Consider the following 21,377-nt stretch of genomic DNA (forward strand, 5'->3'; position numbering starts at 1 on the left):
TACTCCGTTCTATCGAATTTGCGGAAGCAGCCCCTCACCCCGACCCTCTCCCCGTGAAGGACGGGGAGAGGGAAGACCACCCCACATTGTCGCTATCCCGAAAAACGCGCTATGCCTTGACGCATGTCGCCGCCGCTTGCCCGCATCATTCAGCAGTTGAAGCGCGAACCCTCGCGCACCGGCTCCATCGTCATCACCGTGTTCGGTGACGCCATCGTGCCGCGCGGCGGCTCGGTCTGGCTCGGCACGCTGCTGGAATTCTTCGAGCAGCTCGACATTGACGCCAGCGTGGTGCGCACCGCGATGTCGCGGCTCACTGCCGATGGTTGGTTCGAGCGAAATAAAATTGGCCGCAACAGCTTCTATCGCCTGGTGCAGAGCGGGCGGCAAACCTTTGATATCGCGACAAAACACATCTACGGTCCGCCGGCCTCCGACTGGACCGGGCGCTTCGAACTGCTGCTGATCGGCAATGGCGAGGACCGCGACGCTTCGCGCGAGGCGCTGAAGAATGCTGGCTTCGGCAGTCCGCTGCCGGGCGTGTGGGTCGCGCCATCGGGCGTGCCGGTGCCGGAAGAAGCCGCTGGCGCCATTCGCCTCGAAGTCTCGGCTGAAGACGACAGCGGCCGGCGCCTGCTCAGCGAAAGCTGGCCGCTCGATCGCACCGCGGACGCCTATCAGAAATTCATGAAAACCTTCGCGCCATTGCGGGAGTGGATCGGCCGTGGCGAGCGGCTGACGGAAGCCGATGCCTTTACCGCGCGCGTGCTGCTGATCCACCATTACCGCCGCGTCGTGCTGCGCGATCCGTTACTGCCGACCGCGCTGCTGCCCGCGGACTGGCCGGGCAGGGCGGCCCGGACGCTCTGCGGCGAGATCTATCGCGCGCTGCTTCCCGTATCCGAACAATGGCTTGACCGCCATGCCACCAACGAAAGTGGACCCTTGCCAAAGCCCGGCGCGGAACTTTCGAAGCGCTTTGGCGATCCGTAAATATGTTACAGAATTATATTGCATATCGTAATTTGTGTTATATATTGCCTCCCAACAAATTCAGGGAGGTCCGCCATGTACACGCAGGCGCTCAATACGTCCGACGGCGACGAACGCCACGTTGAGGACGCCGAACGTGCCACGCAGTTTCAGGCGCGCATCGATGCCGACGAGCGCATCGAGCCGAACGACTGGATGCCGGCGGCCTATCGCAAGACGCTGACGCGGCAGATTTCCCAGCACGCGCATTCCGAAATCGTCGGCATGCTTCCCGAAGGCAACTGGATCACCCGCGCGCCGTCGCTGCGCCGCAAGGCCGCGCTGCTCGCAAAAGTGCAGGACGAATGCGGCCACGGGCTCTATCTCTACGCCGCCGCCGAAACGCTCGGCTCATCGCGCGAAGAACTGGTCGATGCGATGCTGGCAGGGAAAGCAAAATATTCCTCGATCTTCAACTATCCGACGCTGACCTGGGCCGATATCGGCACCATCGGCTGGCTGGTCGACGGCGCGGCGATCATGAACCAGATCCCGCTGTGCCGCTGCTCCTATGGTCCGTATGCACGCGCGATGATCCGCGTCTGCAAGGAGGAATCCTTCCACCAGCGCCAGGGCTTTGAGATCATGCTGACGCTGTGCCGCGGCACCGCCGAGCAGAAGGCAATGGCGCAGGATGCGCTGAACCGCTGGTGGTGGCCGGTCTTGATGATGTTCGGTCCGCCCGACCAGGTCAGCCAGCACTCGGACACCTCGACCAAATGGAAGATCAAGCGCTTCTCCAATGACGAGCTGCGCCAGAAATTCGTCGATGCCACCGTGCCGCAGGCGCAATTCCTGGGGCTGACCTTTCCCGATCCCGGCATGAAGCAGAACGCGAACGGAAACTGGGAATACAGCGCGATCGACTGGGAAGAGTTCAAGCAGGTGCTATCAGGCAATGGCCCGTGCAATCGCGATCGCCTCGCGGCGCGGCGCAAGGCGCACGACGATGGCGCCTGGGTGCGCGAGGCCGCGATGGCTTATGCCGGGAAGCGCAAGCAGCGCGCCGCCTTGCAGGCCGCAGAGTAGGGAGAGCAGCAATGGCGACGCCGAACATTCCACTCTGGGAAGTCTTTATCCGCAGCCGCAATGGCCTCGCGCACAAGCATGTCGGATCGCTGCACGCGACCGACGCCACGCTGGCGCTGCAGGCAGCCCGCGATATCTATACCCGCCGTGGCGAGGGCCTCTCGATCTGGGTGGTGCCGTCGAACGCGATCACGGCGTCCGATCCGTCGGAAAAGGGCATGATGTTCGAGCCGGCGGAATCCAAGATCTATCGGCATCCGACGTTTTACGATGTGCCGGATGAAGTCGGGCATATGTAACTCTTTCTCCCCTCATGGTGAGGAGGCGCGCAAGCGCCGTCTCCGGACGAAGCTTCGCATCGCCGGGAGAACCATGGGGCCCGCGGCCCATCCTTCGAGACGCGCCTGCGGCGCTCCTCAGGATGAGGTTTGAGCAAGTGGACACAGGTGGAAGCCGTTATGACCGTCGCCAACATCTCCGTCTCCGAAACCCCGCTGGTGCTCTACACCCTGCGCCGCGCCGACGACGCGCTGATCCTCGGCCACCGCCTGTCGGAATGGTGCGGCCATGCGCCGATGCTGGAAGAGGACATGGCACTCGCCAATACGGGACTGGACCTGCTCGGTCAGGCCCGCGAACTCTACTCCTACGCCGCAAAGGTTGAGGGCAGGGACAACGACGAGGACAAGTTCGCCTACCTTCGTGATGTCAGGCAGTACCGAAATCTCCTGCTGCTCGAACAGCCCAACGGCGATTTTGCGCGCACCATGGTGCGGCAGTTCTTCTATGCGACCTTTGCCGATCTCTACTGGCGCGCGATGATGCGCTCCAGCGATCTTACGCTGGCGGCGATTGCGGCGAAATCGGAAAAGGAAAGCGCCTATCACGTCCGCCATTCCTCGGAGTGGATCGTTCGCCTCGGCGACGGCACCGAGGAAAGCCACCACCGGACGCAATCGGCCATCGATGAACTCTGGGCTTTCATCGGCGAGATGTTCGCCGTTGATGACAGCGAGCGCGGCCTGATCGACGCCGGTATTGCGGTTGATCCGGTAGCGTTGCGCCCGCAGTGGCTCAAAACGGTGTCCAGCGTCGTCAGCGAGGCGACGCTCGCGCTACCGAAGAGCGACTGGATGCAGCAGGGCGGCCGCAGCGGCCGACACAGTGAGCATCTCGGCCATCTTCTCAGCGAGTTGCAATCGATGCAGCGGACGTTTCCGGGGGCGACATGGTGACAGTGGCTCTCAGCGATACCGATTTGCGCCGGCGTGCCTGGGAGGCGGCCGCGCAGGTGGTCGATCCTGAAATCCCCGTGCTCACCATCGCCGATCTCGGCGTGCTGCGCGATATCGAGGTCCGTGACGGCCGCGTCGAGGTCGCGATCACGCCGACCTATTCCGGCTGCCCCGCCATGAACATGATCGCATTCGAGATCGAATTGGCGCTGGAGCGCGCCGGCATCGCGCGGCCGACCATTCGCACCGTGCTGTCGCCGGCCTGGACCACCGACTGGATGAGCGAGGACGGCCGCAACAAGCTGCGCGAGTACGGCATCGCGCCGCCGCAAGCGTCAAGTTCACGTCGCGCGCTGTTCGGGGAACAGCAGGTGACCTGTCCGCAATGCGGCTCTGACAATACCGAGCTGCTGTCCGAATTCGGCTCGACCTCCTGCAAGGCGCTGTGGCGCTGCAAGGCTTGCCGCGAACCCTTTGATTATTTCAAGTGTCATTGATCATGTCTGTAGCACCGCGCTTTCATCGTCTGGCCGTCAACGATCTGCGTCGCGAAGCTGCTGACGCCGTATCGATGACATTCGTCATCCCGAAGGAACTGGAAGACGACTACAGCTTTACGCCGGGCCAATACCTTACCCTGCGCACGAGGATGGACGGCGAGGAAGTGCGCCGTTCCTATTCGATCTGTTCCGGCCCCGACGACGGCGAGCTCCGCATCGCGGTGAAGAAGGTCGATGGCGGCGCGTTCTCGAACTGGGCGGCGGACGAACTGAAGCCCGGTGACGAACTCGACGTGATGACTCCGACCGGGCGCTTCGGCGTCGCGCATGCGCCCGGGGAGGCACGTGTGTATGTGGGCTTCGCTGCCGGAAGCGGCATCACGCCGATCCTGTCGATCGTCAAGGGCGTGCTGGCGCGCGAGCCGAACAGCCGCTTCTTCCTGTTCTACGGCAACCGCTCGACCACGAGCATGCTGTTCCTCGAAGAGCTGGAGGAACTGAAGGACCGCTTCATGCAGCGGCTGTCGCTGTTCCACGTCATTTCGGGTGAGGAGCAGGACATCCCGATCCTGCACGGCCGGCTCGATGGCGAGAAGGTCCGCGTGCTGCTGCGCTCGCTGGTGCCTGCGGCAAGCGTCGATCACGTCTTCGTCTGTGGCCCCCTGGGCATGAGCGAGGATATCGAGGCGACCTGCCGCGAGATCGGGATCGCCGAGGAGCGCATTCACGTCGAGCGTTTCGTCTCGGAGTTCGGCGGCAAGCCGCGTCCGAAGAAGATTATTGAAGCTTCTGCTCCGCCCAAGGCTGTGGCGTCGCTGATCATCGATGGCAAGCGCCGCGAGGTGCCGGTCGCCGAGGAGGAATCCATCCTCGATGCAGCGCTGCGTGCCGGCATGGACCTGCCGTTCGCCTGCAAGGGCGGCATGTGCTCGACCTGCCGCGCCAAGCTGGTCGAGGGCGATGCGCAGATGGAGCTCAATTATTCGCTGGAGCCGTGGGAGCTGAAGGCAGGATTCATCCTGACCTGTCAGGCCCGGCCATGTTCGGACAGGGTCGTGGTGGACTACGACCATGTGTGACCATGACGTCATTCCGGGGCGCGTCGCAGACGCGAACCCGGAATCTCGAGATTCCGGGTCTGGTGCTTACGCACCATCCCGGAATGACGGAAGCTAGAGATTAGGGATCGTTGACACCTTGGGTGCTTCGTCCGCAGACTGAACGACTACGTAACGAGGCTTGATAACGAGCCCGGCAACAGGGAGAGAACGTCGTGAAACCGTCTTGCGCGGACAACCCGCTATGAACGTCGCGCTTTCGCCCGACGAGATCGCCCGCGCCTGCGCGGATGCGATGTGGAAGGAAGACGACGCCAGCAAGGGCCTCGGCATGAAGATTGTCGAGGTAAAACCCGGCTTTGCGACGCTGACGATGACGGTGCAGCCGCACATGGTCAACGGTCAGCGCATCGCCCATGGCGGCTTCATTTTCCTCCTCGCCGATTCCACCTTCGCCTTTGCCTGCAACTCGCGCAATGAGCGCGCCGTCGCCGCGCAATGCGACATCGCCTTCATCCGGCCGGGCAAGCTCGGCGACGTGCTGATCGCGACCGCGCGGGAAATTTCGCGCAACGGCCGATCCGGCATTTATGACGTTCGCGTCACCGCCGGCGATGTCGTGATCGCCGAATTCCGCGGCCATTCCCGCACCATCGCCGGCACATGGCTGCCGGTAGCGGGCAACGAGGCCGGTTAAGAGTACAGACCAAGGGGAACGCACCATGGCCATGGCACGATTGAAATCCAGCGGAAGCGGTTACAGCGCTGAATTGGACGAGGCCGAACGCGCCTCGCGCGACGAGATCATGGCGCTGCAGACCAGGCGTCTCGCCTGGTCGCTCAAGCACGCCTACGACAACGTCGCGCATTACAGAAAAGCGTTCGATGCCGGCGGCGTGCATCCGTCCGATTTCAAAGCGCTTTCCGATCTCGCCAAATTCCCGTTCACGGTGAAGACCGATCTGCGCGACAATTATCCCTTCAACATGTTCGCGGTGCCGCGCGAAAAACTGGTCCGCGTTCACGCGTCCTCCGGCACGACCGGCAAGCCGATCGTGGTCGGCTACACGCAGGGCGACATCGACATCTGGTCGGACGTGATGGCGCGCTCGATCCGCGCCGCCGGCGGCCGCACCGGCATGATCATTCACAACGCTTACGGCTATGGCCTGTTCACCGGCGGCCTCGGCGCGCATTACGGTGCCGAGAAACTGGGTTGCACGGTGGTGCCGGTTTCCGGCGGCATGACCGAGCGGCAGGTGCAACTGATCAATGATTTCAGACCCGACATCATCACGGTGACGCCGAGCTACATGCTGGCCATTCTCGATGAGTTCAAGCGGCAGGGCCTCGACCCCAGAAAATCGTCGCTGAAGTTCGGCATCTTCGGCGCCGAGCCCTGGACCAACGCGATGCGCGCCGAGATCGAGCAGGCTTTTGACATGGACGCGACCGACATCTACGGGCTGTCGGAAGTGATCGGTCCCGGTGTCGCGCAGGAATGCGTGGAAACCAAGGATGGCCTGCACATCTGGGAGGATCATTTCTACCCTGAAATCATCGATCCCGAGACCGGCGCGGTGCTGCCCGACGGCGAGAGGGGCGAACTGGTCTTCACCTCACTCACCAAGCAGGGTTTTCCGATCATCCGTTACCGCACCCGCGACCTGACGCGATTGCTGCCCGGCACTGCGCGCCCCGGCATGCGGCGCATGGAGAAGGTGACGGGACGCTCCGACGACATGATCATCCTGCGCGGAGTCAACGTCTTTCCCACCCAGATCGAGGAAGCGCTGCTCGCCACCGACTGGTGCGGCGGCCATTTCATCATCGAGCTGACGCGCGAGGGGCGGATGGACGAGATGACCGTGCTCGCCGAAGCCCGCCCCGAAAGCTGGGACGGCAGCGGGCTGTTGCCACACGCCGAAAAGGTCGCGGTCTTCATCAAGAACACCATCGGCATCACCGCCCGTATCAAGGCCGTCGCCCCGAACACCCTGGAGCGTTCGCTCGGCAAGGCGAAACGGGTTTACGACAAGCGGCCGAAAGGGTAACTCCTGCTGCCTGGAAGCCAGCGGGAATGCCTGATGTCTGCTACCGAAAAGTCCGATGCTCGACCGGCCACGGTCCAGGCCCGCTGCGTCCGCCTGCCGGCGAAGGTTGCCGATGCCGCTTCGCTGACGCCTGTGATCGAGACGCATGCGCTGTCGCGCGGCGAAAACGATCTGCTGATCGAGATCAAGGCCGCAGCCGTCAACCCGTCTGACGTCAAGGCAGCTACCGGCCTGATGCCTTACGCCGTCTTTCCGCGAACGCCGGGCCGCGATTATGCGGGTGTCGTGATCGATGGGCCGCAGGGCTGGATCGGGCGCGAGGTGTTCGGCTCCTCCGGCGATCTCGGCATTCGCCGCGACGGCACGCATGCGACGCATCTCGTGGTCGAAGCCGACGCCGTGGTGGAGAAACCCAGAAGCATTTCATGGGAGGAGGCCGCCGGCATCGGCGTGCCCTTTGTTACCGCGATGGAAGGCCTGCGCCGCGCCGGCATCCCGAAAGCGGGCGAGACCGTGCTGGTGATGGGCGTCAACGGCAAGGTCGGGCAGGCCGCGGTGCAGATCGCGACCTGGCACGGGGCGCGCGCGATCGGCGTCGTGCGCAAGGCCGAGGCTTACGAAGGCCACGCCAATTCGAAGGTGGAAGTCGTCGATGCCTCCGCCACCGACGTCGCGGCGCGCGTGCGCGAACTCGCCGGCGGCAAGGGCGCCGATATCGTGTTCAATACGGTCGGCGATCCCTATTTTGAGGCCGCGCACAAGTCGCTCGGCTTGCGCGGTCGCCAGATCCTGATCGCCGCGGTCGATCGCATCGTGCAGTTCAACATCCTGGAGTTCTATCGCGGCCAGCACACCTATGTGGGCATCGATACGCTCGGACTGTCGTCGGTCGCGACGGGTGCGGTGCTGCGCGAACTCGCTCCCGGCTTCGCCGGCGGCCATCTCAAGCCGTTCCCGATCAAGGCGAGTGCGATCTTTCCACTGGAACAGGCAAAGGCTGCCTTCATCGCCGTGGCCGGCTCGTCGCGGGATCGGGTAATCCTGCGGCCTTGAAGGCAGGCATTCGCTGCAAGCGTGGGATTCCGCCAATTTCTCATGGGGAATGAACCTGCCGTCCTCCAATCTCGTGCAAGGATTTTGTTCTGCTGTCGTCGATCCCGGCGATCAATTTATTCTCCGGATCGTTGGTACGTGGACGCGCGCAGCTTTCCAACATATTAGCAACGGCTGAAATTGCTTCCTATTTGAGCGGTGACGGCTGGATCGGCCGCGAGGGAACAGGAAAACGCCCGTGCTGGACAGTGCCAATATCGTCGTGATCAGCGGATTGCTGATCGGCCTCGTCTATGGATCGGTGGGATTGTTGAGCGGGTTCTGCCTGCTCAGCAGCCTCAGGGGTTTTTGGGCCGAAGGCGACGGACGATTGGTCCGCAGTTATGCGCTGGCAATCGGCGTGGCGGTTGCCATGACGCAGTTGCTGGCCGCGGGCGGGTTCGTCGATATCGGCAAGTCGATCTATCTGCAGCCGTCCTTCTCCGTGCCGGTGATGTTCTTCGGCGGGCTGCTGTTCGGCTACGGCATGGTGCTGTCGAACGGTTGTGGCTCGCGTGCGCTGGTGCTGCTCGGGCGCGGCAATCTCCGTTCCTTCGTGGTGGTGGTCGTGCTGGCGATTTTCGCCCAGATGACATTGAAAGGCCTGATCGCGCCGTCGCGCATCGCGATGGTCGGCGCCTCACAGACCACGACCACCGAGAACTCGGTGCCGGCACTGCTCGCCGGCATGGGCCTGAGTGCCACAGCCGCGCGCATGCTGGCCGCTTCGATCATCTCCGCAGCCCTGATCATTTTTGCCTTTGCGCATCCGGCGTTCCGGCGGTCGCCGGGCCAGATCGCCGCCGGCCTCGTGATCGGCCTGCTGGTGGCCGCAGGCTGGTTTGCCACCGGCTATCTCGGCGCCGATGATTTCAACCCCGTGCCGGTGACTTCGCTCACCTTCATCGCGCCGATCGCGGATGCCTTGCAATATGTCATGCTCTCGACGGGATCGACGCTCAATTTCGGTATCGTCACGGTGTTCGGCGTGTTCGCCGGCAGTCTCGCAACGGCACTGTTGACCGGCCGCTTCCAGCTCGAAGGCTTTCAGTCGCCGCGCCACATGCTGCGCTCGGGCGGCGGCGCCGCGCTGATGGGCGCAGGCGGCGTGATGGCATTCGGCTGCTCGATCGGGCAGGGCCTGACCGGATTTTCGACGCTGGCGCTGGCGTCATTGATCGCCTTCGCCGGCATCCTCGTCGGCACTGCCGCGGGCTTGCGCGGCGCACTGCGCGTCCGCCCGCTGGCGGCGGCTTAATCCGCCGCCTTCGTCACGATCCGGATCTCCGATTTCAGCGTCCGGTGCACCGGGCACTTGTCGGCGATTTCCATCAGCCGCGCGCGCTGGTCGGCATCGAGCGCGCCTTCGATCGTGATCACGCGGTCGATCTGATCCAGCATGCCCTCCCGCGTTTCGCATTCCTCGCAATCCCTTGCGTGGATCTTGCTGTGCTTCAGCGTCACGGTGACGCGATCCAGCGGCAGCGATTTGCGGTCGGCATACATCCGCATCGTCATCGATGTGCAGGCGCCAAGGCCGGTGAGCAGGAAATCATAGGGGCCCGGTCCGGCGTCCTGGCCGCCGGCGGCCACCGGCTCGTCCGCCAGCATCTTATGTGGACCTGTGGTCACGATCTGCTGGAATTTGCCGTTGCGGGTTTCGCGCACCACAACGTTGCGCGGCGCCTCGCTTGCGGCCGCTGCAGGCTGAGCGGCAATGGGCTCGATATAGCGTTCGGCCCAGGCGGCGATGACACCGGCGACATAGGCGGCATCGCGCTTGCCGCTCAGCAGATGATCCGCGCCCGACAACGACACAAAACTCTTGGGATGCTTGGCCATGACGAAGATCTTTGTCGCATTGTCGATGCCGACCGTATCATCGGCTGGCGAATGCATGACCAGCAGCGCCTTGTGAAGTTTTGCGATGCGCACCGCCAGGCTGTGCTCGGCGATGTCGTCGAGGAATTCGCGCTTGATGTGGAACGGCCGCCCGGCAAGCTGGACCTCCACCTTGCCCTGCGCGCGGATGTCCTCGATGCGATCTTTGAACAGATGCGTGACGTGCACGGGATCGGAAGGGGCTGCGATCGTCACGACCGCCTTTGCCTCCGGGATCTGTCCGGCGGCGGCGAGGATCGCTGCGCCACCGAGGCTGTGGCCGATCAGGAGCGTGGGCGCGCCGCGGGTTTCCCGCAGATGGGCGGCGGCGCGGACGAGGTCGGCGACGTTGGAAGAGAAGGTCGAGTTGGCGAAATCGCCTTCGCTGGAGCCGAGGCCCGTAAAATCGAACCGCAGCACCGCGATGCCCCGTGCGGCCAGCGCGGTCGCAATGCGCTTGGCGGCCAGCACGTCCTTGCCGCAGGTGAAGCAATGCGCGAACAGCGCGTAGGCGTGCACCGGTCCATCCGGCGTATCCAGCGCGGCGGCAAGCTGATGACCGCCTTCGCCGGTGAATTGGAAGCGTTCCGTCGGCACAGGCGTTCTCCTCGCTTGGTGTTGTTGCGTCAGTCGCTGGAATATCGCTGTTCCAGCCAGGGGTCGCCGCGGTTGTGATAGCCGCGGACTTCCCAATAGCCGGGCGCGTCGTGTTCGAGAAACTCGATGCTTTGCAGCCACTTTGCGCTCTTCCAGAAATAGAGATGCGGCACCACGAGGCGCACCGGGCCGCCATGCTCCTGCTCCAGCGGGGCGCCGGACCAGCTATGGGCCAGCAGCGCGTCCTCGGCGGCGAAATCTTCCAGCGGCAGGTTGGTGGTGTAGCCGTCATGCGAATGCAGCACGACGAAGCGGGCTTCGTCGCGCGGCCGGCAGGCCTCGAGGAGATCGCGGGTCGCCAATCCCTCCCATTGATTGTCGTAGCGCGACCAGGTCGTGACGCAGTGAATGTCTGATACGAACTTGCTCTGCGGTTGCGCGGTGAACTGGGTAAAATCCCAGAAGATCGGATGTTCGACTGCGCCGTAGACGTCGAGCCGCCAGCGCTCGCGCGAGATGTTCGGCGTCAGTCCAAGATCGAGCGTTGGCCAGTCTCTGGTCAAATGCTGACCGGGCGGCAGGCGCATTTCCTCAGGCCGCGAAATCTTGCCCGTGAGAAACTTCCCCTCGCGCGCCCAGCGCGCCTTGCTGCGCGTCAGCTTGCTTTCCGGCGGCGGCTCGGTTTCGTCGTCCATGTCTAACAGTCACTCGTGGCGATGCATTGCGGACGCATGTTTGGTATCGCGCATGGTCGCATAGATGAGGAGCGAGAGGAAGATCATGCCGCTGAGATAATAGTAGAACCAGTCCTCATGCCCCATTGTCTTGAAATAGAGCGCGACCGCCGGCGCGGTACCGCCGAACAGCGACACCGTGATGGCATAGGGCAAGCCGACGCCGAGTGCGCGGACATTGGTCGGGAACAGTTCGGCCTTCACCACCGCGTTGATCGAGGTGTAGCCGGCGACGAAAATCCAGGCGGCGCAGATCAGCAGGAAGGCGGTGAACGGCGATTTGGTTTGCTGCAGCATGGTCAGGATCGGGACGGTTGCGAGCGTGCCGGCGGCCCCGAAGAAGATCAGCAGCGGCTTGCGGCCGATCCGATCGGACAGGGCGCCATAGATCGGCTGCAGCAGGGTCGCGAAGATCAGCGAGCCGAAGATCACGGTCGTGGTCTGGTCCTCGGTGAGGCCGACCGAGAGTTTTACAAAGGTCTGCATGTAGGTGGTGAAGGTATAGAACGCAGCCGTGCCGCCGGCGGTGAGGCCGACCACCAGCAACAGCTCGCGCGGATACTTCAGAAGTCCTCGGATCGAGCCGGTCGGCTTTGTCAGCTTCTTCGCTTCCTCGAACGCCTCGGTCTCATGCAGATTGCGGCGCATGACGGCGGCGAAGATCGCAAGCAGCGCGCCGATGACGAAGGGAATCCGCCAACCCCAATCCTTGAGCTGCTCCGGCGTGAGAAATACCTTCTGCAGCAGCAACAGCACCATGATCGCAGTGAGTTGGCCGCCGATCAGCGTTACATACTGGAAGCTTGAATAGAATCCGCGGTGCTTGGGATCGGCGACCTCGGTCAGATAGGTCGCGCTGGCGCCGTATTCGCCGCCGAGGCTCAAGCCCTCGATGATGCGCGCCAGCGCCAGAATGGCGGGGGCGGCGAAGCCGATGGTGGCGTAGGTCGGTGTCACCGCAATGATCAGCGAGCCGAAGCACATGCAGACGACGGAAAGTGTCAGCGATAGCCGCCGGCCGTAGCGGTCGGCGATGAAGCCGAACAGCCAGCCGCCGAGCGGCCGCATCAGGAAAGTCGCCGCGAACAGAACGGCGGCGTTGAGCTGCTGCACCACGGGATCGCTGTTCGGAAAGAAGGCCGGCGCGAAATACAGCGCGAACGCCGTGTAGGCGTAGAAGTCGTACCATTCGACGAGATTGCCGATCGAGCCGATGAAGATCGCCTTGATCCGCCGCTCCATATCCTGGATGTCGAAACGATCGTCGGCGGATTTGATGGCTTGATCGGTCATGATCCGTCTCCAAAGGGCGATGCACGATCCCTTTGTCCCGGATCAATTCGCCGCACAATGGCGGGAAACGACGACGAGCTATGCCGGGTTCCCCGATCACGAAACGGCGAGCGTTGGGCCGGATGGAGACGTCGTCCTGACGATCGCGCTTACATCGCGCTTACTTGGGCGCCCTTGGATCGATCGGCGTCGTGCCGCGCACGCCCAGAATGTCTTCCAGCACCTTGCTGCCTGCGAGCAATTGCGCTTCGCCGCGCGGCGGCGCCACCACCTGCAGGCCGATCGGCAGGCCGGAGGCGGTGAAGCCACAGGGCAGCGAGAGCGCGGGACAACACACCAATGTGATCGCATAGACGATGCCGAGCCATTCGACGTAATTGTCGAACTTCTTGCCGGCGCATTCGGCGACGTAGCGGTTCTCGACCGGGAAGGGCGGCACGATGGTCGCCGGCGCCAGCAATAGATCGTATTTGTCGAAAAATTCCAGCGTGCGTGCGGTCATGGCGACGCGCTGCGCCTCGGCGCGTTCGAGCTGCTCGACCGTCAGCTTGAGGCCTTCCTCAATATTCCAGATCACCTCAGGCTTGAGCAGGTCGCGCTTGGAGCGCAGCAGTGCTGCCTTGGAGAGTGCGAAATCGAACGCGCGCAGCACGTGGAAGCATTCATGGGCCTCGCGCAGGTCCGGATGGGCTTCCTCGACGACGACACCCGCTTCCGCAAAGCGCTGCGCCGCCTTGCGGGTGACGGCGGCGACTTCGGGATCGACCGGTGTGATGCCGAGATCGGGCGAATAGGCGACGCGCTTCGGCTTGCTGCTGCCGGAGCGCGCAGCGGAAAGAAATGACGTCGGCAGCACCGGCAGCGAGAGCGGATCGCCGCGATGCTCGCCGCTCATGGCGTCGAGCAGCAGCGCGAGATCTTCGACGTTGCGCGCCATCGGGCCCTGGACGCCGAGATTGCGGTCGACCGCGGCTGCCAGGCTGTGCGCGACACGGCCGATGCTCGGACGCAGCCCGACGATGCCGCAGAAGCTCGCGGGGTTGCGCAAGCTGCCGCCCATATCGGAGCCATGCGCCAGCCATGCCGTGCCGGTGGCTAGCGCTGCCGCCGCGCCGCCCGAGGAGCCGGCGGCGGAGCGCGAAGTGTCGAAAGGATTGCGGGTTGCGCCGAACACCTCGTTGAAGGTGTTGGCGCCGGCGCCGAATTCCGGCGTGTTCGACTTGGCGTAGATCACCCCGCCGTTGTTTTCGAGATGCTCGACCAGGATGTCCGACTTGGTGGGGATCGCATCCTTGTAGATCGGTGAGCCCTGCGTGGTCAGGACACCAGCGACATTGGTCAGGTCCTTGATCGGGATCGGCAGGCCGGCGAGCAAGCCACGCTCGGCTGCCGGCTTTTTCATCAGCGCGGTGGCGTGCTTGCGGGCGCGATCGAAACACAGCGTCGGCAGCGCGTTGACCTTGCCGTCGACCTCGGCGATCCGCTTTTCCAGCACGTCGAGCAGGTCGAGGGGCGTAACCTCGCCCGCTTTCAATTTGCCGACAATGGCAACCGCCGTCTCACGCACCAGCCCCTGATCTGCCACTTCGATAACTCCCGTTTCGGTTTTTCTTGACCGCAGATGGTGCTGTAGAACATTTTCCGGCAAAGTGGAAACGCACCCACGTTGTGGCCGACCGGAGATATTGCATGACGACACTGTTTTCCGCGCTGGACTGGCGCTCCCTGAGCCGGGAGGCGCTCGACCTCGGCCTCAATAACGGCGTCGCCGTATCAGGCAGCGTCGAGATGGTGGCCGGCTGAGAACAGCGCTCCGCCGACATGCGCAAGCGTTTTCCCGGGCATATCGACCTGCGATCTGGTCCGCGCGAGCGCAACCGGATCGACTTCCTGAAAGCCGCCGACAACGCGCCGACGCTGTTGTTCATTCACGGCGGCTACTGGCAGGCGCGGGCGAAGGAAGTCTTCACTGTCGTGGCGGAAGGGCCGATGGCGCATGGCATCAATGTCGCGCTGATCGGCTACACGCTGGCGCCGGAGGCTGCGCTCGACGAGATCGTCGCCGAAATCCACGCCGGTATCGATTACCTCACCGGGCAATTGCCGACGCTTGGCGCCGCTGCTGGAAGCATCGTGGTATCGGGCTGGTCTGCCGGCGGCCACCTGACCTCGATGGCGTTGTCGCATCCGAAGGTGAGGGCGGGCATGGCCATATCAGGCATCTACGATCTCGAACCGATCCGACACTCCTATCTCAATGAGAAGCTCAGGGCGGATGAGGCAACCTCGCGCCGCAACTCGCCGATGATGCAGGAGGACGGGTCGCCAAAGCCGCTCTCACTGGTCGTCGGCAGCGCCGAGCTGCCGCTGCTGCGCAAGCAGACCGCCGATTTCGCCGGCCACCGCGCGCGATATGGCTTGCCGGTGACGTATGAGGAAATCACCGGCGCTGATCATTTCACCATCATGTACGAGATGATGTCGCCGAAGGGCAGGATCACGACGCTGATCCGGCAGTTGTTTGAGCGGACGACGGGCTAGCGGACCCCGTCATTGCCTGCGACAAACGCGAAGCGTTTGCGCAAGGGAGCGAAGCGACGAACCAATCCATGCCGCCACTTGCGGCGCCATGGATTGCTTCGCTTCGCTCGCAATGACGGTGGAGGCTGCTGCGCCTAACTCCAGCCCGACGTATGCCCGCCGTCGACGGTAAAGATCACGCCCGACGTATACCCCGACCGGTCCGATGCCAAAAACGCCATGAGGTCGCCGATCTCGCGCGCATGCGCGGGCCGGCCGAGCGGCATGCCTTTCTGGAATTCCCTGTATCGGTTTTCGTCGCCGAACTGGTTCCTGGCCCGCGTCTTCAATAGCGTCACATGGCGGTCGGTGCCGACCGGCCCCGGATTGATGCCGACGACGCGGATGTTGTCGGCGAGGCTTTTTCCGCCGAGTGCGCGGGTGAACGCCATCAGCGCGGCATTGCCAGCGCTGCCGCAGATATAATTGGCATCGAATTTTTCGCCGGCGGCGCCGATGTCGTTCACGATGACGCCGTGCCCTCGCGCCTTCATCTGCGCGTAGATCGCGCGGGTGAGGTTGATATAGCCGAACACCTTCAGCTCCCAGGCATGCCGCCAGGTTGCCTCGTCGATCTTGTCGACCGAGCCGCCGGGGATGTCGCCGGCGTTGTTGACGAGGATGTCGATATCGGCGGCTTCCTTGACCAGCCGCGCGATGTCCTCGCCCTTGCGCAGGTCGACGACATGGGTTGTCGCGCCGATCTGGTGCGCCGAGCGTAGCCGTTCGGCAAGGGCCTTGAGTTGCTCGCCGTTGCGGGCGGCCAGCATGATGTCGGCCCCTTCCTCGGCAAAGGCTTCGGCCGCGGCCGCGCCAATGCCTTTGGAGGCGCCGGTGATCAGGACGCGCTTGCCGCGCAGGTGCAGATCCATGGGGGGTCTCGCTTCGGTGAGGGAGGCAGGAAGAGGAGGCCGGGAAATTGTTAGGCTTGGGGCGCCACGGCGGTCAACATTGCAGTGCAGCGTTGCGCAAGCGGCGGGTTTGGTCCATTGCAAGGCGATCAAATAAGCGGCATTAGCCGGCTCAGCAAAGGTAACCAAGGAAACTCTCGATGAGCAGCGCCAAGAAACAATATCGGATCGCCGTCATTCCTGGCGACGGCATCGGCAAGGAAGTGATGCCGGAGGGGCTGCGCGTGCTGGAGGCGGCAGGGAAAAAGCACGGGGTATCCGTGCAATTCGATCATTTCGATTTCGCCTCCTGGGACTATTACGAAAAGCACGGCGAGATGATGCCGGCGGACTGGAAGGCGCAGATCGGCAAGCACGACGCGATCTATTTCGGCGCGGTCGGCTGGCCGGCGAAGATCCCCGATCACGTCTCCCTGTGGGGCTCGCTGATCAAGTTCCGGCGTGAGTTCGACCAGTACGTCAATTTGCGCCCGGTGCGGCTGATGCCCGGCGTGCCGTCGCCGCTCGCCAACCGCAAGCCCGGCGATATCGATTTCTGGGTGGTGCGGGAGAACACCGAGGGCGAGTATTCCTCCGTCGGCGGCCGCATGTTCCCCGATACCGACCGCGAATTCGTTACCCAGCAGACGGTGATGACGCGCACCGGCGTCGACCGCATCCTGAAATTTGCGTTTGAGCTGGCGCAATCGCGGCCGAAGAAGCATTTGACCTCGGCGACCAAGTCCAACGGCATCTCGATCACGATGCCCTACTGGGACGAGCGCGTGGAGGCGATGGCGAAGAAGTACCCGAAAGTGAAGTGGGACAAGTACCACATCGACATCCTCACCGCGAACTTCGTCTTGCATCCGGACTGGTTCGACGTCGTGGTCGGCTCGAATCTGTTCGGCGACATCCTCTCCGATCTCGGACCGGCCTGCACCGGCACCATCGGCATTGCGCCGTCGGGCAACATCAATCCGGAAGGCAATTTCCCATCCGTGTTCGAGCCGGTGCACGGTTCGGCGCCCGACATCGCGGGGCAGGGCATCGCCAACCCGATCGGCATGATCTGGTCCGGCGCGATGATGATGGAGCATCTCGGCGAGAAGGCCGCGGCCGAATCCATCGTCGGCGCCATCGAGCGCACCCTCGGCGAACGTACGCTCCGCACGCGCGACCTCGGCGGCAACGCGGACACCACGGCGTGCGGCAAGGCCGTGGCCGATATGGTGGATTGAGTGGAATCCTCACGGTGAGGAGCGCGTCTTCGTGCGTCTCCGGACGATGCTTCGCGTCGCTCGGAGAACCATGAGGCCCCGATCTCACTCGCGGCCATCCTTCGAGACGACCGCTGCGCGGTCTCTTCAGGATGACGGGGAAGAGTGAAGTTAGCTCCTCCTCGTCATTGCCAGCGCAGCGAAGCAATCCACATCTCGGCGCAGGGATAGATGGATTGCTTCGCTGCGCTCGCAATGACGGGCAGATAGCTTCACAATCTTTCAGGATGAGGTCAGTGTTTGTGGCAAGTTCAGTACAACCCGGTGAGATAGAAGAACCCGATCGCAACAAACACCGCGGCGGTTTTCGTTAGCGTGATCACGAACACGTCTCCGTAGGCCTGCCTGTGGGTGAGACCCGTCACGGCAAGCAGCGTGATGACGGCGCCATTGTGGGGCAACGTGTCCATACCACCGCTCGCCATCGCCGCGATCCGATGAAAAACCTCAAGCGGAATGTTGGCGGCCTGCGCGGCGGCAATGAATTCATTGGACATCGCGGCGAGGGCAATGCTCATGCCCCCGGATGCGGAGCCGGTGATGCCGGCGAGCACCGTCACCGTAACGGCCTCGTTCACGAGCGGATTGGGAATTGCCCGGAGCGCGGCGGCCACCATCTCGAAGCCCGGCAACAGCGCAATCACGCCGCCGAACCCGTATTCGGAGGCGGTGTTGAGCGAGGCCAGCAGGGCGCCGGCTACCGCCGCCTTGCTGCCATCCGCGAACTTCGCCAACACGGGACGCCAGGCAAAGATGAACACCGTCAGGATGCCGAGCAATAGCGCGCCCTCGACGGCCCATATGGCTGCCAGCGGACCGACCTTCGTCACGATCGCGTGGCCGCCGAGGTTGACCTCATGAACTGCGCCATAGGCGCGAGGCACCAGCTGCGTGAATACGAAGTTCATGACGCCCACCACGACCAGCGGCGCAAGGGCGATCCACGGGTTCGGCAACTCCTTTTCTTCGAACGGCTCGGGCTCGTTCACAAGCTCGGTGCCGTATCCTTCGCCGCGCTTTTGCGCGGCGCGGCGGCGGTTTTCGATATAGGCAAGACCGACCCCGAAGACGAAAACGCTGCCGACCAGCCCAAGTATGGGCGCGGCCCATGTCGTCGTGTTGAAAAACGTGGTCGGAATGATGTTCTGGATCTGCGGCGTTCCCGGCAGGGCGTCCATCGTGAAGCTGAAAGCGCCGAGCGCGATCGTGCACGGAATGAGCCGCTTGGGAATATTGCCTTGGCGGAACATCTCGGCTGCGAACGGATAGACCGCGAACACCACGACGAACAGCGACACGCCGCCGTAGGTCAGGATCGCGCAGACCACGACAATGGACAGGACAGCGCGCTCCCGGCCAAGTACCCCGATGACCGCGGCCACGATCGACTTCGAGAAGCCCGATAGTTCGATGACCTTGCCAAAGACGGCGCCGAGCATGAACACAGGAAAGTAGTTCTTGATGAAGCCGACCATCTTCTCCATGAAAACGCTGGAGAACATCGGCGGGACCAGTGAGGGATCGGTCAGGAACACGGCGCCCAAAGCGGCAACCGGCGCAAACAGGATCACGCTGTAGCCGCGATAGGCGACAAACATCAGAAAGACAAGAGCGGCCAGCACGATCAGGAGGTTCATGGCGACACTCCACTTCAAAATCGCAGGTCACCGGACCCGGCTATTCTCAAGCCGTTGACGTCAGCATCGTCATTCGTTCGCGCTCAAGCTCGCTGATGACCTTGGTGTGATGTTCTACCGCCTCACGCAACAGGTCCCGAACCGAGATGACGCCCACCGTCTTCTCGTTGTCGACAACCGGCAGGTGACGAATGCCGTGCGTGTGCATCAATCTCAAACAGTCAGCAAATGTGCTCTCGAGATTGGTTGTGACGACATCTCGAACCATGACGTCCATCACCAGCGTCACTTCAGGATATTTGCGGGCCAGTACCACGCGCCGAATGCAATCGCGTTCGGAAAGAACGCCGACGATCTTTCCATTCTCCAGAACCACCAGAAAGCCGATGTTCTTTTCGGCCATTATCTGCACCGCTGACAGGATGCTGTCTGTCGGGCCCACACTCCAAAGCGCTCTGGGCTTGAGCATCTGTTTCATTGATCGATAAGCCAGAATTTCTTCCGGGCGTCTGAGCGGATGGTCCATCGTGCGTCGCCTTCTGCCGGGTCGCTCGTACTGGTTGCGGCCCTGAAGGCGTACACTCTCGCAGATTGGGTTGCTCAGGTTTGACCTAGATCAAAGGCTTGCGGGCACGGTCCGCCGGCGGTGACGCATTTGCTGCGGTGCCCCCGGCCGCGAGGTCCGCGTCAGCGATTCACCTTCTCCCACAAGGAGCGAGACCCGTAGGGTGGGCAAAGCGAAGCGTGCCCACCATCGTTTGCGATTGAGATAGATGGTGGGCACGGCGCTAACGCGCCTTTGCCCAGCCTACGCTGCGTGAAAAGCTACACGTACGATTTCCGCGCCGGATCGAAGATCGGCGGATAGTCATTCTTGTCCAGCAGATCCAAGAACGTGTCGAGCCCCTCATTCCTGATCAGCTCATACTCGCGGTCGGAGATCAGGTTGACGGTCAGGATTTCCACCGGATCCCCCGCGATCGAAAGCTGCTCTGCGATGCGCTGGTCAGGGGTGATGATCGGCGTGAGGAACAGGAAGGTCTTGAAGTCCGTGCCTCGGACAGGCGGTGCCGGCATGGGCACACGGTGCCCGAACCCGAACCAGGTGTTGTCGATGAACGGCACCGACGCGAGCCAGCGCAGGTTGCTGCAAATCTCCGTTGTTCCCTCGCGGACGTACCACATCAGCTCGGCGCGCGCCTTTGCCTCCGTCGCCTGAGGCGGCACGGCCATGCGCTGCTCGCTCATGCCGTTGGTCAGGAGCACGTAGCCCTCGTCCGAGCCCTCTTCGCAATCCGGCACGAAATCCCGGCCGAAGGCGTGCACATCGATGCGGCGGTCACCGGGGTCGCGGGAGGTGAATTCGGGTTCGTCGAGTTCGCCCTGGTAGATGGCCAGCCGCCGTTTGTAGGGATCGGCGGCGTCTGCGGGCTGACCTCGATCGAACAGCGAATTCATGAAACGTGACAGCATGTGAACCTCGGATGCGTGCGCCAGGGGGCGGGCGCTCCCTGTGGTCGCGAAGGCGCGCGATCCGGTTCAACCCTGCAGGGGGAGCTTTGCGGCTATTTCCCCTTCGCGATCCGCCGGCAATGCTGCCACGCCGCGCTCATCAGATTCTCGCTCGCCTCGGGTGTGCGGAATGCCGAATGCGCCGACAGCGTGACGTTTTCCAGCTTGGTCAGCGGATGGTCCGCCGGCAGCGGCTCGATGTTGAAGACGTCGAGCCCGGCATGACGGATATGGCCGGATTTCAGGCCGTCGATCATCGCGTCCTCGTCGACGATCGCGCCGCGCGCGGTGTTGACGAGGATGACGCCGGGCTTCATCCCCTCGATGCAGGCGCGCGAGATCATGCCGCGCGTCTCGTCGTTGAGCAGCAGATGGATCGAGACCACGTCACTCTCGGTCAGCACTTCGTCGTAATCGAGGAACTCGACCTTCGGATATTTCTTCGGCGACCGGTTCCAGGCGATCACGCGCATGCCGGAGCCGAGCGCGATCCGCGCGACTTCGGCGGCGATGCCGCCAAAGCCGATCAGGCCGAGCGTCTTGCCGGTGAGCTGCATGCCGTCGTCGCGCAGCCAGTTGCCGGCGCGGATGCCACGGTCCATCTTGGCGAGGCCGCGCGCGCCTTCCCACATCAGCGCGATGGCGCATTCGGCCACCGCCGTATCACCATAGCCCTTGATCAGGTGCACGTGGATGCCGGTCTCGGCGAGTTCGTCGGGGTTCATGTAGCTGCGCGCGCCGGTGCCGAGAAACACCACGTGCTTCAGGCCCGCGCATTTCTTCGCGATGTCGGTCGGCAGCGCGGTGTGATCGACGATGGCAATCTCGGCGCCGTCGAGGATCTCCGGATACTGCTCCGGGCGGATGTCGGGATCGCGGTTGATCCGTACCTCGGGATCGCCTGGCTTCTGCAGGCGCTCGAAGATCACGGCCAGCGATTCATTGGCGTCGACGAAAACTCCGCGCATGGCAT

General features: G+C 63.2%; 21 protein-coding genes. 12 read left to right on the forward strand and 9 right to left on the reverse strand.

Features of this window, described 5'->3' with window-relative positions; translation table 11 throughout:
• Positions 1-123: 123 nt before the first annotated feature.
• The 10 genes from paaX (at position 124) to CQ12_RS33380 (ending at position 9,258) form a co-directional block, all read left to right on the forward strand.
• Positions 124-993 (forward strand): phenylacetic acid degradation operon negative regulatory protein PaaX, encoded by an 870-nt coding sequence (gene paaX, locus CQ12_RS33335; protein ID WP_057839523.1) that lies wholly within the window; start codon positions 124-126, stop codon positions 991-993.
• A gap of 75 nt (positions 994-1,068) precedes the next feature.
• On the forward strand, positions 1,069-2,061 hold the full coding sequence (gene paaA / locus CQ12_RS33340) for a 1,2-phenylacetyl-CoA epoxidase subunit PaaA (RefSeq protein ID WP_057839524.1): 993 nt from the start codon (positions 1,069-1,071) through the stop codon (positions 2,059-2,061).
• Positions 2,062-2,072: 11 nt separating this feature from the next.
• Positions 2,073-2,360 carry a 1,2-phenylacetyl-CoA epoxidase subunit PaaB gene (gene paaB / locus CQ12_RS33345; protein WP_027539035.1) on the forward strand — a complete coding sequence of 96 codons (288 nt, stop codon included), beginning with the start codon at positions 2,073-2,075 and terminating at the stop codon, positions 2,358-2,360.
• Between the two features lie 159 nt (positions 2,361-2,519).
• The gene (paaC, locus tag CQ12_RS33350; RefSeq protein WP_057839525.1) at positions 2,520-3,296 is read left to right on the forward strand and encodes a 1,2-phenylacetyl-CoA epoxidase subunit PaaC; all 777 of its coding nucleotides are present in this window, start codon (positions 2,520-2,522) and stop codon (positions 3,294-3,296) included.
• Positions 3,290-3,793, forward strand: a complete 504-nt coding sequence (paaD, locus tag CQ12_RS33355) for a 1,2-phenylacetyl-CoA epoxidase subunit PaaD (RefSeq protein WP_057839526.1) — start codon at positions 3,290-3,292, stop codon at positions 3,791-3,793. Before paaC ends, paaD begins: the two co-directional genes overlap by 7 nt.
• A 2-nt stretch (positions 3,794-3,795) precedes the next feature.
• Positions 3,796-4,875, forward strand: coding sequence for a 1,2-phenylacetyl-CoA epoxidase subunit PaaE (gene paaE, locus CQ12_RS33360; protein WP_057839527.1), 1,080 nt, complete (start codon positions 3,796-3,798; stop codon positions 4,873-4,875).
• Between the two features lie 223 nt (positions 4,876-5,098).
• Positions 5,099-5,551 (forward strand): hydroxyphenylacetyl-CoA thioesterase PaaI, encoded by a 453-nt coding sequence (gene paaI / locus CQ12_RS33365; protein ID WP_057839528.1) that lies wholly within the window; start codon positions 5,099-5,101, stop codon positions 5,549-5,551.
• A 25-nt stretch (positions 5,552-5,576) separates the two neighbouring features.
• Complete coding sequence (gene paaK / locus CQ12_RS33370) at positions 5,577-6,908, forward strand: phenylacetate--CoA ligase PaaK (RefSeq protein ID WP_057839529.1); 1,332 nt, start codon at positions 5,577-5,579, stop codon at positions 6,906-6,908.
• Between the two features lie 33 nt (positions 6,909-6,941).
• A complete protein-coding gene (locus tag CQ12_RS33375) occupies positions 6,942-7,961 on the forward strand; it encodes a quinone oxidoreductase family protein (RefSeq protein ID WP_057839530.1) in 1,020 nt (339 codons plus the stop codon).
• Positions 7,962-8,199: 238 nt separating this feature from the next.
• A complete protein-coding gene (locus CQ12_RS33380; protein WP_198164321.1) occupies positions 8,200-9,258 on the forward strand; it encodes a YeeE/YedE family protein in 1,059 nt (352 codons plus the stop codon).
• Here CQ12_RS33380 and CQ12_RS33385 read toward each other — a convergent pair.
• The 4 genes from CQ12_RS33385 to CQ12_RS33400 all read right to left on the reverse strand — a co-directional run bounded on the left by CQ12_RS33385 (position 9,255) and on the right by CQ12_RS33400 (position 14,090).
• Positions 9,255-10,478, reverse strand: a complete 1,224-nt coding sequence (locus CQ12_RS33385; RefSeq protein WP_057839531.1) for a bifunctional alpha/beta hydrolase/OsmC family protein — start codon at positions 10,476-10,478, stop codon at positions 9,255-9,257. The genes CQ12_RS33380 and CQ12_RS33385 overlap by 4 nt on opposite strands.
• A 29-nt stretch (positions 10,479-10,507) precedes the next feature.
• Positions 10,508-11,173, reverse strand: coding sequence for a sulfite oxidase-like oxidoreductase (locus CQ12_RS33390; RefSeq protein ID WP_057839532.1), 666 nt, complete (start codon positions 11,171-11,173; stop codon positions 10,508-10,510).
• A gap of 9 nt (positions 11,174-11,182) precedes the next feature.
• Entirely contained in the window at positions 11,183-12,505 is a 1,323-nt protein-coding gene (locus CQ12_RS33395) for an MFS transporter (protein ID WP_057839533.1), read from the reverse strand.
• A 160-nt stretch (positions 12,506-12,665) separates the two neighbouring features.
• Positions 12,666-14,090, reverse strand: coding sequence for an amidase (locus tag CQ12_RS33400; RefSeq protein ID WP_057839534.1), 1,425 nt, complete (start codon positions 14,088-14,090; stop codon positions 12,666-12,668).
• Positions 14,091-14,326: 236 nt separating this feature from the next.
• Here CQ12_RS33400 and CQ12_RS33405 point away from each other — a divergent pair, with 236 nt between their 5' ends.
• Positions 14,327-15,046, forward strand: a complete 720-nt coding sequence (locus tag CQ12_RS33405) for an alpha/beta hydrolase (RefSeq protein WP_245310273.1) — start codon at positions 14,327-14,329, stop codon at positions 15,044-15,046.
• Between the two features lie 134 nt (positions 15,047-15,180).
• Here CQ12_RS33405 and CQ12_RS33410 read toward each other — a convergent pair whose 3' ends face one another.
• Positions 15,181-15,957 (reverse strand): SDR family oxidoreductase, encoded by a 777-nt coding sequence (locus CQ12_RS33410; protein ID WP_057839535.1) that lies wholly within the window; start codon positions 15,955-15,957, stop codon positions 15,181-15,183.
• A 179-nt stretch (positions 15,958-16,136) separates the two neighbouring features.
• Here CQ12_RS33410 and CQ12_RS33415 point away from each other — a divergent pair, with 179 nt between their 5' ends.
• A complete protein-coding gene (locus CQ12_RS33415) occupies positions 16,137-17,216 on the forward strand; it encodes a tartrate dehydrogenase (RefSeq protein ID WP_057839536.1) in 1,080 nt (359 codons plus the stop codon).
• Positions 17,217-17,506: 290 nt separating this feature from the next.
• Here the strand turns inward: CQ12_RS33415 and CQ12_RS33420 are convergent, their stop codons facing one another.
• The 4 genes from CQ12_RS33420 to CQ12_RS33435 all read right to left on the reverse strand — a co-directional run bounded on the left by CQ12_RS33420 (position 17,507) and on the right by CQ12_RS33435 (position 21,372).
• Complete coding sequence (locus CQ12_RS33420) at positions 17,507-18,892, reverse strand: GntP family permease (protein ID WP_057839537.1); 1,386 nt, start codon at positions 18,890-18,892, stop codon at positions 17,507-17,509.
• 46 nt (positions 18,893-18,938) lie between these two features.
• Positions 18,939-19,418: a CBS domain-containing protein gene (locus CQ12_RS33425; protein WP_083519582.1), complete on the reverse strand. Its 480-nt coding sequence runs from the start codon at positions 19,416-19,418 to the stop codon at positions 18,939-18,941.
• A 299-nt stretch (positions 19,419-19,717) separates the two neighbouring features.
• Positions 19,718-20,350 carry a suppressor of fused domain protein gene (locus CQ12_RS33430; protein WP_245310274.1) on the reverse strand — a complete coding sequence of 211 codons (633 nt, stop codon included), beginning with the start codon at positions 20,348-20,350 and terminating at the stop codon, positions 19,718-19,720.
• Positions 20,351-20,457: 107 nt separating this feature from the next.
• A complete protein-coding gene (locus CQ12_RS33435) occupies positions 20,458-21,372 on the reverse strand; it encodes an NAD(P)-dependent oxidoreductase (protein ID WP_057839540.1) in 915 nt (304 codons plus the stop codon).
• Between the last annotated feature and the right edge of the window lie 5 nt (positions 21,373-21,377).

The organism is Bradyrhizobium jicamae (genome assembly GCF_001440395.1).
GTDB lineage: Bacteria > Pseudomonadota > Alphaproteobacteria > Rhizobiales > Xanthobacteraceae > Bradyrhizobium > Bradyrhizobium jicamae.

What these genes read in the sequence shown, in the direction of transcription:
- paaX (WP_057839523.1), top strand. Translation starts at nt 124, where the DNA reads ATGTCGCCGCCGCTTGCCCGCATCATTCAGCAGTTGAAGCGCGAACCC.
- paaA (WP_057839524.1), top strand. Translation starts at nt 1,069, where the DNA reads ATGTACACGCAGGCGCTCAATACGTCCGACGGCGACGAACGCCACGTT.
- paaB (WP_027539035.1), top strand. Translation starts at nt 2,073, where the DNA reads ATGGCGACGCCGAACATTCCACTCTGGGAAGTCTTTATCCGCAGCCGC.
- paaC (WP_057839525.1), top strand. Translation starts at nt 2,520, where the DNA reads ATGACCGTCGCCAACATCTCCGTCTCCGAAACCCCGCTGGTGCTCTAC.
- paaD (WP_057839526.1), top strand. Translation starts at nt 3,290, where the DNA reads ATGGTGACAGTGGCTCTCAGCGATACCGATTTGCGCCGGCGTGCCTGG.
- paaE (WP_057839527.1), top strand. Translation starts at nt 3,796, where the DNA reads ATGTCTGTAGCACCGCGCTTTCATCGTCTGGCCGTCAACGATCTGCGT.
- paaI (WP_057839528.1), top strand. Translation starts at nt 5,099, where the DNA reads ATGAACGTCGCGCTTTCGCCCGACGAGATCGCCCGCGCCTGCGCGGAT.
- paaK (WP_057839529.1), top strand. Translation starts at nt 5,577, where the DNA reads ATGGCCATGGCACGATTGAAATCCAGCGGAAGCGGTTACAGCGCTGAA.
- CQ12_RS33375 (WP_057839530.1), top strand. Translation starts at nt 6,942, where the DNA reads ATGTCTGCTACCGAAAAGTCCGATGCTCGACCGGCCACGGTCCAGGCC.
- CQ12_RS33390 (WP_057839532.1), bottom strand. Translation starts at nt 11,173, where the DNA reads ATGGACGACGAAACCGAGCCGCCGCCGGAAAGCAAGCTGACGCGCAGC.
- CQ12_RS33395 (WP_057839533.1), bottom strand. Translation starts at nt 12,505, where the DNA reads ATGACCGATCAAGCCATCAAATCCGCCGACGATCGTTTCGACATCCAG.
- CQ12_RS33405 (WP_245310273.1), top strand. Translation starts at nt 14,327, where the DNA reads ATGCGCAAGCGTTTTCCCGGGCATATCGACCTGCGATCTGGTCCGCGC.
- CQ12_RS33410 (WP_057839535.1), bottom strand. Translation starts at nt 15,957, where the DNA reads ATGGATCTGCACCTGCGCGGCAAGCGCGTCCTGATCACCGGCGCCTCC.
- CQ12_RS33415 (WP_057839536.1), top strand. Translation starts at nt 16,137, where the DNA reads ATGAGCAGCGCCAAGAAACAATATCGGATCGCCGTCATTCCTGGCGAC.
- CQ12_RS33420 (WP_057839537.1), bottom strand. Translation starts at nt 18,892, where the DNA reads ATGAACCTCCTGATCGTGCTGGCCGCTCTTGTCTTTCTGATGTTTGTC.
- CQ12_RS33425 (WP_083519582.1), bottom strand. Translation starts at nt 19,418, where the DNA reads ATGGACCATCCGCTCAGACGCCCGGAAGAAATTCTGGCTTATCGATCA.
- CQ12_RS33430 (WP_245310274.1), bottom strand. Translation starts at nt 20,350, where the DNA reads ATGAATTCGCTGTTCGATCGAGGTCAGCCCGCAGACGCCGCCGATCCC.
- CQ12_RS33435 (WP_057839540.1), bottom strand. Translation starts at nt 21,372, where the DNA reads ATGCGCGGAGTTTTCGTCGACGCCAATGAATCGCTGGCCGTGATCTTC.